General features: G+C 77.4%; 7 protein-coding genes. 3 read left to right on the top strand and 4 right to left on the bottom strand.

The genetic code is table 11. From position 1 onward, the window contains the following. Positions 1-49 precede the first annotated feature (49 nt). Genes ACFQ8C_RS25610 through ACFQ8C_RS25600 form a run of 3 tightly spaced genes read right to left on the bottom strand, consistent with a single transcriptional unit; the run spans position 50 to position 3087 of the window. Positions 50-1363 (bottom strand): glycosyltransferase 87 family protein, encoded by a 1314-nt coding sequence (locus ACFQ8C_RS25610; RefSeq protein WP_383461682.1) that lies wholly within the window; start codon positions 1361-1363, stop codon positions 50-52. A gap of 34 nt (positions 1364-1397) precedes the next feature. After that, complete coding sequence (locus ACFQ8C_RS25605; RefSeq protein WP_383461680.1) at positions 1398-2162, bottom strand: ABC transporter ATP-binding protein; 765 nt, start codon at positions 2160-2162, stop codon at positions 1398-1400. Then, positions 2155-3087, bottom strand: coding sequence for an ABC transporter permease (locus tag ACFQ8C_RS25600; protein WP_383461679.1), 933 nt, complete (start codon positions 3085-3087; stop codon positions 2155-2157). The genes ACFQ8C_RS25605 and ACFQ8C_RS25600 overlap by 8 nt, the downstream gene beginning before the upstream one ends. A gap of 141 nt (positions 3088-3228) precedes the next feature. On the opposite strand from ACFQ8C_RS25600, the gene ACFQ8C_RS25595 reads away from it, so the two are divergent. Continuing rightward, the gene (locus ACFQ8C_RS25595; RefSeq protein ID WP_383461677.1) at positions 3229-3843 is read left to right on the top strand and encodes a TetR/AcrR family transcriptional regulator; all 615 of its coding nucleotides are present in this window, start codon (positions 3229-3231) and stop codon (positions 3841-3843) included. 349 nt (positions 3844-4192) lie between these two features. On the opposite strand, the gene ACFQ8C_RS25590 is transcribed toward ACFQ8C_RS25595, so the two are convergent. Then, positions 4193-8008 carry an FHA domain-containing protein gene (locus ACFQ8C_RS25590; RefSeq protein ID WP_383461675.1) on the bottom strand — a complete coding sequence of 1272 codons (3816 nt, stop codon included), beginning with the start codon at positions 8006-8008 and terminating at the stop codon, positions 4193-4195. A 583-nt stretch (positions 8009-8591) separates the two neighbouring features. Here ACFQ8C_RS25590 and ACFQ8C_RS25585 point away from each other — a divergent pair. Continuing rightward, on the top strand, positions 8592-10406 hold the full coding sequence (locus ACFQ8C_RS25585; protein ID WP_383461674.1) for a protein kinase: 1815 nt from the start codon (positions 8592-8594) through the stop codon (positions 10404-10406). 207 nt (positions 10407-10613) lie between these two features. Then, positions 10614-11867 (top strand): serine/threonine-protein kinase, encoded by a 1254-nt coding sequence (locus ACFQ8C_RS25580; RefSeq protein ID WP_383461673.1) that lies wholly within the window; start codon positions 10614-10616, stop codon positions 11865-11867. Positions 11868-11913: the final 46 nt, after the last annotated feature.

The following is an 11913-nucleotide window of genomic DNA, read 5'->3' as shown; positions in this document are numbered from 1 at the left end:
CGTCGGCCGCGTACGCGTCCGACGGGGCCCTTCGGGCGTCTCCGGCGGGCTACTCCCGTACGGGGGCGACCGTGGCCCGCCACAGGCGGTGGGCGGCGACGGCGGCCGCGGCGAGCAGGAGGCCGTTGCGGAGGACCATCACGGCCAGGCCGGCCGGGGCGCCGGTGACGACCTCGGCGTACAGGACGGGGTACGCGAGGGAGCTGAGGGCCGCCGCGGGGAGCAGGAGCAGCGCCACCGGGCGCATCACGGTCCGCCGGGAGGTCAGGCAGACGGCGGCGAGTCCGAGCAGCCAGATCAGGTACTGGGGGCTGATCACCCGGCTGGTGACGGTGAGGAGCAGCACGGCGGCGAGGGCCGCGTCGAGCGGGGTGGCCTCGCTCCAGCGGGTGGCGCGGAGCCGCCAGAGGACGAGCCAGAGGACGGCGGCGACGGTCAGCAGGAGGAAGAGGTGGCCGAGGGTGGAGACGTACGGGCCGACGTACTCGTAGGCGCCGTAGCGGATCTCCGCCGTCCCCGGCCACAGCCCCGCCGCGTGGCCGAGGGCGAGGGCGGTGCCGCCCAGGGACTCGACCTGGACGCCCCGGGAGCCCTGCTGGCGCAGGAAGCCGAGCGAGCCGGAGAAGAAGAGCGCGAGGACGGCGAGGAGGGTGGCGGCGGTGACCGCCGCGGCCGTCCACGCCTCGCGGGTGGTACGTCCCCGGGGCGTGCCGATCAGCGCGAGCGCCGGCCACACCTTGACCAGCGCCCCCAGCCCGGCGAGCGCGCCGCCGAGCCGGTGGGCGGCGGGGGAGCGGCCCTTGAAGAGGAGGAGGGCGAGGACGGCGAGGGCGGTGGCCTGGACGTCGTAGCGGGCGAGCGGCAGATGGAGGAGGAGGGGCAGGGCGCACACCCAGTACCAGGCGCCGTGGGTGAGCCGTGAGCGGTCGGCGACGGCGAGACCGAGGGTGACGGCGGCGTCGGCGAGCAGGGTCAGGACGACGAACGCCTGGGTGTAGCCGAGCCAGGGCATCAGCAGTCCCGGCGCCATGATCACGAGGCCGGCGCCGGGCGGGTACTGCCAGGTGGGGTCGGAGAGGGGGAAGGTGCCGTCGGCGAGGAGGCCGTACCAGTGGCGGTAGAGCAGCTGCACCTCGTGGCCGACCCCGCCGATGCCGAGGCTGTCGCTCGCGAGCAGCGCCAGCATGCCCACGCGCGTGACCAGCCAGACGGCGGCGAGCGCGAGGGCGGGGCCGCTGCCGACGGTGACGAAGGTGGCGGACGTGAAGGAGTCCGACTCGAAGGGGGAACGGGTGAGGGAGGGGGGCGAGGAGGCGGAGGCGCGGGGGAGATCGGGGTGATCGGGGTGATCGGGCGTCGTCACGCTCCGACCATAGGTCTGTTTCTGACTGTTTGTCTTATTTGTTCGGCTTGGTGGCGCCCGTCCTGGTGAACTCCTCGTACGCCGCCACCACCTCCTCCGCCGGTCCGTCCATCCGCAGCGTCCCCGCCTCCAGCCAGAGGGCGCGGTCGCAGGTCTCGCGGATGGTCGCGTTCGCGTGGGCGACCAGGAAGACCGTGCCGGCGGCGGCGCGCAGTTCGTCGATCCGGCGGCGGCTGCGGCGCCGGAAGCGGGCGTCGCCGGTGGCGAGGGCCTCGTCGAGGAGGAGCACGTCGTGGCTCCGGGCGGTCGCGGAGATCGCGAAGCGGAGGCGCGCGCCCATGCCGGAGGAGTAGGTGCGCAGGGGGCGGGAGAGGGGGTCGTCGTCGCGGCCTTCGGTGAGACCGGAGAACGCGACGATGTCGTCGTAGCGGGCGGTGATCTCGGACCGGGTCATGCCCATGGCGAGGCCGCCCAGGATCACGTTCCGCTCGCCGGAGAGGTCGCCCATCAGGGCCGCGTCGACGCCGAGGAGGGTCGGGCGGCCCTGGGTGTGGATCGTGCCGCTCTCCACCGGCTGGAGGCCGGCGATCGCCTTCAGGAGGGTGGATTTCCCCGATCCGTTCGAACCGATCAGGCCGATCGCCTCGCCGCGCCGGGCGATGAAGCCGACGCCCCTGACGGCGTGCACCCGGCGGTCGCGGCCCGGGCCGGAGCCGGTCCGCACGGTGTACGAGACGTGGACCCGGTCGGCGATGACGGTGGGGGGCGCTGTCCGCGCCGTGCTTCCGGTGTCAGCCACGGCCGTACGTCTCCTCCGCCTTCCAGAACCAGACGAAGCCGCCGACGAAGGCGAGCACCGCCCAGCCGGTGGCCAGTGCCCATACGTGCGGCGGGAGGTTCGCCGAGGTGTAGCTCTCCACGAGGGCGTAGCGGACGAGGTCGATGTAGACGGCCGCCGGATTGCACTGGAGGGCGAGGACCACCCCGTCGGGGACGCGGCCGCTCCGCGCCAGGGAGCCGATCGACCACATCACGCCCGAGCCGTACATCCAGGTGCGCAGCATGAAGGGCAGCAGCTGGCTGATGTCCGGGGTGCGGGCGGCGAGCCGGGCGAGCGCGAGGGAGGCGCCGGCGCCGAAGAGGGCCTGGAGGGCGATCGCGGGCACGGCGAGCAGCCAGCTCCAGGTCGGGAACTCGCCGAAGCAGAGCAGGATCACGACGAGCGCGGCGAGCGAGACGAGCAGCTGTTGGAGCTGGAGCAGGGCGAGGGAGAGCGGCAGGCTCGCGCGCGGGAAGTGCAGGGCGCGGACGAGGCCGAGGTTGCCGCTGACGGCGCGTGAGCCGGCGGTGAGCGTGTTGGCGGTGAAGGTCCAGACGAAGACGCCGGTCAGGAGGAAGGGCAGGTAGTCCGGGACGCCGTGCTGCACGTCCATCAGGACGCCGAACATCAGGTAGTACACGGCCGCGTTGAGCAGCGGGGTCATCAGCTGCCACAGCTGTCCGAGCCTGGCCTGGCTGTACTGCGCGGTCAGCCGGGCCGTCGCGAAGGCGGCGATGAAGTCGCGGCGGGACCAGAGCTGCCGGACGTAGGCGGGGAGGGGCGGCCGGGCGCCGCTGACGGAGAGGCCGTGGCGGCGGGCGAGGGCCTGGAGGTCCTCGGTGGACGGCGCGCCGGGGGGGGGGGCGGGGGCGGCCGCGGTCGGCGGCGGCAGTGTCAGGGTCACGTGCGGGCGCTTTCGACGGGGGGACGGTTCGGCGACGTACGTCGGGACGGACCCGTTTCGTCGCTACGGGGAGGTTAGGGCGATTCCACGTCGGAACGCAACCGTATCGTCGTGACGTAACCGTTGGTTAGGATGCCGTTCATGAGCACCCCCACGCCCCGCCGGGCGCCCGCCGGAGCCGCCGTGCTCCGCGAGGACGTCACCGAGGCCATCCGGACCGCCGTCTTCGAGGAACTCGCCGCCGTCGGCTTCGCCCGGATGTCCATCGAGGGCATCGCGCGGCGCGCGGGCGTCGGGAAGACCGCGGTCTACCGGCGCTGGAAGTCGAAGCTGGCGCTCGTCCTCGACCTGGTCGGGGCGGTTGCCGCGCAGGGGCTGCCGGCGCCCGCCACCGGCTCCCTGGAAGGGGACGTACGGGCCCTCCTCACCGTCGCGTCGCACGCGCTGCGCCATCCGATCGCGTCGCAGGTCGTCCCCGAGCTCCTCGTCGAGGCGGCCCGGCAGCCGGAGATCGCGGAAGCGGTGCGGTCGGCGCTGCTCGACGGGCAGGAGGGGGTCGTCGCGCAGGTCGTCCGCGAGGCCGTCGCCCGGGGCGAACTCCCCGAGGGCACCGACCCCGCCCGCGCCCTCGACCTCGTGGTCGGCCCCCTCTACTGGCGCCTCGTCGTCGTCCGCACGGATCCCCCGAAGGGGTACGTCGACGACCTCACGCGCGCGGCGGTGGCGGGGCTGCGGACGCTGGGGGGCGGCGCCTGAGGGGTGCGGCGGGGGACGTGGCGTGGCGGGCGGCGCCTGGCCGGGCGCGGCGCGATGCGATGCGTGGCGGGCGGGTGGACGGTGCTCGGCCGGGCGCGGGGCGGTCCGTGATGGGTGGGTGATCCGGCGGCGGGGTGGTCCGCGGCGCGGTGGTCCGCGGCCCGGTGGTCCGCTGACCGGTGGTCCGCGGCGCGGGGCTTTCCCCGCCCCGGCCCCTCCTGAAACGGGGGCAGCCCCCGGACCCCCCTGCCGTCCGGCCGTGGAGCCCGCCCGCTCGAGGCGCGCGGCCCCGGGCCGTGGGACGGGTGTCAGGCGGACGTGGCCGGGGCGTCGGCGGGCCGGGCCGGGATCAGGCGTGGGTGAGCGGGGGCACCGGGGTGGCCTCGACCGAGCGGGCCGCGCGGTCCAGGGCGCTGGCCAGCAGGGCCAGGTCCGTGGGGCCGTTGCCCAGCTCCCGGACCGGGCGGCGGGCGGGCGGGTCGCCCATCCGCTCCCACTCCAGCGGGACGACGGTCGGCCGCAGCGTCGCCGTGCGGGGGATCCTGCCCGTGACGCGCCCCGCCTGGAACGGCGTCACGCGCCCGTCGGGGTGCCCCAGCCGGCCCCGGCCGGGTGCCGGTACGTCAGGGCCCGGCGCGCTCGGCGGCGCGTCCAGGACCACCCGGAGCCGGGCGCCGTGCGCCAGATCCGTGTCGACGGTCCGGTCGGGTCGGGCGGAGGTCGCGACGAGGTGCACCCCGAGCCGTTCGCCGTGCCGTGCCACCGCCTCCAGGGCCCGGACGACCGAACCGGCCGCGGGCCGCCCCGGGGCGCCCAGGGCGGGGGCGACGAGGGCGTCGAAGTCGTCCACGAGCACGACGAGCCGCGGCAGCGGCACCCTGGCCGCGGCGGGGCGCGGTGACGGGAGGTGGTCCTGCTCGCTTCCGGGCCGCGGCACGCGCGCGCCGCCGCGGTCGCCGACGGGGCCCTGTCCGTCGTCCGTCCGCAGCGTCCGGCCGCTGGCCCGCTCGCCGAGGTCCGCCGCTCCCGTCGGCCGTCCCCCGAGCCGTCCGCTCGACGCCGTCGTGACGTCCCCGGCACCCCGGTAGGCCGTCCGGCCGCCTGGGGTGCCCGTGCCCGCCACCTCTTCGGAACCCGGGTACGCCGTCCGCCCGCTCGCCGGGCCGGAGAGGTCTCCGGCGCCGGGGTACGGGGTCCGTCCGCTTCCGGAGCGGGGGAGGTCCTGGGCGCCCGGGTACGGGGTCCGTCCGCTGTCCGTCCGGGGGAGGCTTCCCGCGGACGGGTACGCCGTGCGGCCGCCGGCGGCTCCGGGGACGTCGCCGGAGCCCGGGTACGCCGTCCGCCCGCTCGCGGGGGCGGAGAGGTCTCCGGCGCCGGGGTACGGGGTCCGTCCGCTTCCGGTGCGCGGGAGGTCCTGGGCGCCCGGGTACGCCGTGCGGCCGCCGGCGGTGCCGGGGACGTCGCCGGCGTGGGGCTGGCGCGGGGCCGGGGTGAGGCGGTCGCTGGGGGTGGACGGGAGGTCGTCCGAGGGGCGGGGGGACTGGTAGGGGGTGCGGGTCCCCGGCGGGGTGTCGCCCACCGCGCCCGCGCCGGTGCGCAGGGTGCGGCCGCTCTGGCGGTCGCCGAAATCCGACGGGTCGGGGAGGCGGAGGGTCGCCCGGGCGGCCGGGGGGATCGACTCGGCCGCGCTCGGGGTGCGCTGGCCGATCAGCGCGCGGGTGCCGCGGCGGTCGGCGAAGTCGGCGTCGCCGAGCAGCTCGGCGCGGCGCTTCAGCTCCGCGCCCAGCGCCTGGGCGAACTCCCGCATCCGGACCGGGTCCGACGCCACCAGGTGCTCGGTGACGTGCGGCAGCTCCGTACAGGCCGTGAGGCCCTCGCCGCGTTCGCCGCCCGCGCCGTCCACGAGGAGCAGACCGAGCCGGTCCGGGCGGCCGCCGGCCGCGAGGGAGGCGGCGATGGCGCGGAGCAGTTCCGTGCGGCCGCTGCCCGCCGGGCCCTCGATCAGCAGGTGCGGGCCCTCGGCCGTGAGGTCGACGGCGAGCGGGCCGCGCGGCCCCGCGCCCAGGACCGCCGTGCCCTCGCCGGCCGACGCCCACCGGGCCATGAGGGACGCCGGGGTGGCTCTGGCCAGGCCCAGCTCGTCCAGGAGCCGGGCCGACGGCGGCAGCGCCGCGGCCCGGCCCGGGCTCGCCGACGCCGCGTCCGTGCGCAGCGGGGCCAGCGCCCGGCCGAAACGCTCCGCCCAGGCGACGGAGACCGCGTCGACGACGCCGACCGTGCCGTGGCCCGCGACCCGTCCGCCGGAGGTGCGCAGCAGCCGCAGCGCCGTCGCCACGTCACCGCTGAGCAGCGCCGCGGCCCCGCACTCGCGGAAGGCGAGGGAGGCCGCGCACGCCGCCTCGTAGGTGGCGGCGACCGGCGACGCGGGGGAGGCCGAGGGGGCCTCGGCCAGGCAGACCAGGTGGATGCCGGCGGCCGCGCCCGCCCCGGCGAGCCGGGCCACCGTCTCGCGCAGCGCCGCCGTGCCGGGGTCGCCGTCCACGACGACGACCGTCGCGGGGCCCGCGTACGCCGCCGCCGCCTCGGCGACCGCCGCCGGGTCCGCGCTGGCCCAGCCGGGCCCCAGCGGGCCGTCGTCCAGCCGGCGGGTCAGCTCGGCCGTACGGGCCTGTGCCTGTTCGCGGTCGTACGCGAGGAGCAGCCGGCAGTCCTGGCCGTGCGCCGGGCGCGTGTGCGGGAGCCAGCCGAGCCAGCCCCAGGCGCGCCGCCGCTCCTCCAGGGAGCGGTTGCGGTCCGCGCTGACGAGGACGATCTCCAGGTCGGCCGGGGAGTGCAGCGCGGCCAGCTGGGCCACCACGGCCCGGGCCAGGCCGGCGAGCCGGTCCGCGGGGCCGGCCAGGCCCAGGGAGCCGGCCTCGCGCAGGCCCACGGTGACGGGCACCCCGGACAGCTCCGCGCGGTCGGCGGTGCCGAGCCGCACGACCAGGGCCTCGGGGTGGCCCGGCGTCCGCTCCCACAGCCGGGGGCCCGGGCCGAGCGCCGTCAGCAGGACGGCCGCCGGATCGGGCCAGGTGTCGGGCGCGGCGGTCTCGTCGGGCGCCTCGGACGGCCAGAGCGCCTCGGGGGCCGCCGGGGACGGGACGGCGCCCGTCGCGGGGTCCGCCTCGCGGCCGCCCGCGAGCCGCCGCGCCCAGGCGCCGAGCCCGCGCCGGCCGGTCCTGCGGGTGGCCGGGTTGGCCGGGTCGGTGCCGTAGGGGGCCGCCGTGCGGACGTGCGCGTGGGTCGCGCCCCCGTCGCCGCCCTCGGGCTCCCCCGCGCGCGCGTGGCCGGCGTCCGCCCAGGTGTCGGGGTCCGTACCCGGTGCCGTGCCCGGACCGTCTTCGGGCCAGGCGTCCGCGAGCGGTACGCCCTGTGCTCCGCCGTGCGTCTCGGGGCCGTGACCCGCCCACGCGTGCGTGCCCGTGCCGGTGTCCCCGGCCGTGTCCCCGGGGGCCGCCAGGGGGACGCGGAGGTGGCCCTCGCCGTCGGGGGAGGTGGGGAGGGGGCCGGGGTCCGCCGGGGTGTCGTGGGGGGCCGTGAGGCGCAGGGTGGACTCGCCGAGACGGAGGAGGGCGCCGGGGCCCAGCCGTACGGGGCGGTCGCCGACGGGGACGCCGTCGAGGGTCGTGCCGTTGGTGGAGCCGAGGTCGGCGACGGTGACCCGGCCGTCCTCCGCGACGGTCACCGTGCAGTGCGCGCGGGAGACGTCCGGGTCGTCCAGCGGCACGTCCGCCTCGACGGAGCGGCCGATCCTGATCGGGCCGCCGTGCAGCAGGTGCACCCCGCCCGCGTCGGGGCCCGCGACCACGTGCAGCCGGGCGGCGGAGGAGGCGGTGGCGGCGAGGCCGGAGCGGTCGTCGGGGTCGGGGGCCTGGAGGGCGAGGACCGCGCCGTCGACCAGGGGCGGCTCGCCCAGCACGCAGCGGCGGGCGTCGAGCCGCTCCGCGCCCGCGTACAGCACGGGCGCGCCGGTGCCGGCCGCCGTGTCGGGGCCGGTGACGGCGGCGGCGAGGTTCGAGGCCACGGCGGACAGCGCCGTGCCCGCGGGGGCCGTGACGAGCACGTCGCAGGCGCGGCCGGCGCCGTGGCCGGCGTGCGGCGCGAGGACGGTCAGCCGGATCTGCATCGCCGTCAGCGGTCCCTTCTGCGCGACATGCCCGGCAGGGGACCGCCCCGTGTCACCCCCCACCCGGCACGGACGCGTCGCCCGGTACAGGTCGGCACGGCGCGGGGGCTCCCGACCCCACCGATGCGACGTGCTGGAGGCATCCTCGCACCTGCCGCCCACAACCCGCCGCCGGGTCACCCCGAAGCGATCTTGAACTGTTGTCGGCGCTCGTCCGGGGTGACGTGAAAACGCCAGGTCGACCGGGGGCGCGGGGCCGGTGTGGCAACCATCGGGACCGGGGGAGCGTCTTCTTCCGGACAAGTTCGGACGGAATCCCGGCGGGCGTCCGCGCGGGAATCCGGGCGGGATCACGGCCGGGAGCACGGGCGGCGGCGGAGAGCCTCCGGCCACCCGGCGGCCCGGACGCGACAGCGGAAATCCGCCTGTGGACGACCGGCCGATGACCCGTTCGGCGGCACTAGAGTGGGTCGGACACCCGGACGGGTCACAAGAGAGAAGCAAGAGGACCTCCGGGGGCCCGGCTCGGCCACACCGAGCGGGACCGGCCACCCGGGACCCCGATCAGCAGGGAGCGCGTGACGTGCGGCCTATCGGCAGCAAGTACCTGCTCGAGGAGCCGCTCGGCCGCGGCGCCACGGGCACCGTCTGGCGAGCCCGCCAGCGGGAGACGGCGGGCGCCGAGGCGGCCGTGGCCGGCCAGCCCGGCGAGACCGTCGCGATCAAGGTCCTCAAGGAGGAGCTGGCCAACGACGCGGACATCGTGATGCGCTTCCTGCGCGAGCGGTCCGTGCTCCTCCGGCTCACCCACCCGAACATCGTGCGCACCCGCGACCTGGTCGTCGAGGGCGACGTCCTGGCCCTGGTCATGGATCTCGTCGAAGGCCCCGACCTGCACCGCTACCTGCGGGAGAGCGGCCCGCTGACCCCGGTCGCGGCCTCTCTGCTCACCGCGCAGATCGCCGACGCGCTCGCCGCCAGCCACGCCGACGGGGTCGTCCACCGCGACCTCAAGCCGGCCAACGTGCTGCTGGCCGAGCGGGACGGCGCCATGCACCCGATGCTGACCGACTTCGGCATCGCCCGCCTCGCCGACTCCCCGGGCCTCACCCGCACCCACGAGTTCGTCGGCACGCCCGCGTACGTGGCGCCGGAGTCGGCCGAGGGTCGCCCGCAGACCTCCGCCGTCGACATCTACGGCGCCGGCATCCTCCTGTACGAGCTGGTCACCGGGCGTCCGCCGTTCGCGGGCGGCACCGCCCTCGAAGTCCTCCACATGCACCTCAGCGAGGAGCCGCGCCGCCCGTCCACGGTGCCCGCGCCCCTGTGGACGGTCATCGAGCGCTGCCTCAGCAAGAACCCCGACCTGCGGCCCAGCGCCGTCAACCTGGCGCGCGCTCTGCGGACGGTCGCCGCGGGCATCGGAGTGCACTCCTCGCCCGCCCAGATCGAGGCCGCGGAGGGCGTCGGCGCCCTCCTCGCCCCGGACCCGGACCCGGCGCAGGTCCCGGGAACCCCCGGCGCGGCGGACCCCACGCAGGTGCTGCCCGCGGGCTCCGGCGCCGCCGGGGCCTTCGACCCGGCCGCCGCCACCAGCGTCCTGCCCACGAGCGGGCCGGCCGGCGCCGCCGACCCCACCACCGTCCTGCCGGCCGGCGGGCCCGCGGGCGCGGCGGACCCGACCGCCGTCATGCCGGCCATGCCGGCGAACCCGCCGGCGGAGGACCCGCACCCCTGGCAGACCCAGCTCCGCGCGGCCCGCGACCGCAACGAGCAGACCCAGGTGCAGTACCTGGACCCCAGCGAGGACCCGCTGCGCCGCCGCCCCGCGCGCCGCCCGCAGCAGCCGCCGCAGGCCCCGCCGTACCAGCAGGGGCCCCCGCCGCAGCAGTACCAGCAGCAGCCGCAGGGGTACCAGCAGCAGCCCCAGCAGCCGCCGTACCAGCAGCAGCGCCCGGCGCCCCAGCGCCCCGCGCCGCAACAGCAGCCGCAGCCGTACCGGCAGCCGCAGCAGCCCGCCCCGCAGCAGTACGCGCCCCCGCAGCCCCCGCAGCAGCAGTACGCGCCCCCGCAGCCCCCGCAGCAGCAGTACGCGCCGCCGCAGCAGCCCCAGCAGCCGCAGCCGCAGCCGCCCGCCCCGCGCGAGCCCCGCCGGCGCAGTGCCAACCCGGTAAGGATCCCCGGCCTCGGCTGCCTCAAGGGCTGCCTGGTCATGATCGTCCTCTTCGTGGTGGCCGGCTGGCTCGTCTGGGAGCTCACCCCGCTCCAGGACTGGATCGCCCAGGGCAAGGGCTACTGGGAGGCCATCGGCGACGGCATCTCCACCGTCAGCGACTGGGTCTCCACCATCGGGGACGCCGGCGGCTCGTCCGGCGGCTCGGGCGGCACCGGCCAGTAGTCGCCGCCCGCCCCCGGAGCGGCACGCGGGCAGTACGCGGGCGGTACGAGGGGCACGACGCGGCGGTACGAGGGGCGGTGCGGCCGCCGAAACGCGGTCGTACTGCCGATTTATCGACTTCCGGAGGGTGATTTCCCTCCGGAAGTGACGTCCGGCAGCCCGGGACGCGTAACTTTGACGCGAACCGCAGCCGCTGAGGGAGCAGTCTTGGCACGGAACATCGGCAGCCGCTACACCACCCACCAGATCCTCGGGCGGGGCAGTGCCGGAACGGTGTGGCTCGGCGAGGGGCCCGAAGGGCCCGTCGCCGTCAAACTGCTGCGCGAGGACCTGGCCTCCGACCAGGAACTCGTCGGCCGCTTCGTGCAGGAGCGGACCGCCCTGCTCGGGCTCGACCACCCGCGCGTGGTCAAGGTCCGCGACCTCGTCGTCGACGGCAACGACCTCGCCCTCGTCATGGACCTGGTCCGCGGCACCGACCTGCGCACCCGCCTCGACCGCGAGCGCCGCCTCGCCCCCGAGGCCGCCGTCGCGATCATCCGCGACGTCGCGGAGGGCCTCGCCGCCGCCCACGCGGCCGGCGTCGTCCACCGGGACGTGAAGCCGGAGAACATCCTCCTCGACATGGAGGGCCCGCTCGGCCCCGGCGGAGCCCACCCCGCCCTCCTCACCGACTTCGGCGTCGCCAAGCTCATCGACACCCCCGGCCGCACCAAGGCCACCCGGATCATCGGCACCCCCGACTACCTCGCCCCCGAGATCGTCGAGGGCCTGCCGACCCGCGCCGCCGTCGACATCTACGCCCTCGCCACCGTCCTGTACGAGCTCCTGGCCGGCTTCACGCCGTTCGGCGGCGGCCACCCCGGCGCCGTCCTGCGCCGGCACGTCACCGAGACCGTCGTCCCGCTCCCCGGCATCCCCGAGGAGCTCTGGCAGCTGCTCGTCCAGTGCCTCGCCAAGGCCCCCGCCTCCCGGCTGCGCGCCTCCGAGCTGGCCGCCCGCCTCGCCGACGTCCTGCCGCTGCTCAAGGGCATCCCGCCGCTGGACGTGGACGAGCCGGACGCCGAGCCCGCGCCCCCGGAGCCGTACGAGGACCCCGCGTACGCGACCTCCACCGGCACGCCCGCGGACACCGGCCGCCGCCGTGCCGCCGTCCCGCTGGTGCCCGGCGCCTCCGCCGACTCCCACCGCGACACCCACACCTCCATGCGCGTGCCCGGCCCCGAGGAGCTGTCCGGTGGCCCGCACGGCACCGCCCGCGCCCCGCGTCCGGCCGGCGGCCGCCGGCCCGGCTCGGCCCGCAACAGGGCCGGGGCCGTCCGCAAGCGCCGGATCGTCCTCGGCATCGCGGCCGCCGTGGCGGCGGGCGCGCTCGGCGCCGGCGGCTATCTGGCGCTCGCCGGGGACGAAGGGGCGCCGCCGCAGGACTCCCGCCCGTCCTCGCAGCCCGCGCGGCCGTAGGGGCGCGGCGGGGGGCGGGTCGTCCACAGGCCGGGCGGCCGTAGGT

The organism is Streptomyces sp. NPDC056503 (genome assembly GCF_042794995.1).
Classification (GTDB): Bacteria; Actinomycetota; Actinomycetes; order Streptomycetales; family Streptomycetaceae; genus Streptomyces.
Note: the sequence above shows the minus strand (reverse complement) of the source record. Positions and strands in the feature narration are given on the sequence as shown.

Coding starts and splice junctions, on each gene's coding strand:
- ACFQ8C_RS25595 (WP_383461677.1), top strand. CDS start 3,229: ATGAGCACCCCCACGCCCCGCCGGGCGCCCGCCGGAGCCGCCGTGCTC.
- ACFQ8C_RS25590 (WP_383461675.1), bottom strand. CDS start 8,008: ATGCAGATCCGGCTGACCGTCCTCGCGCCGCACGCCGGCCACGGCGCC.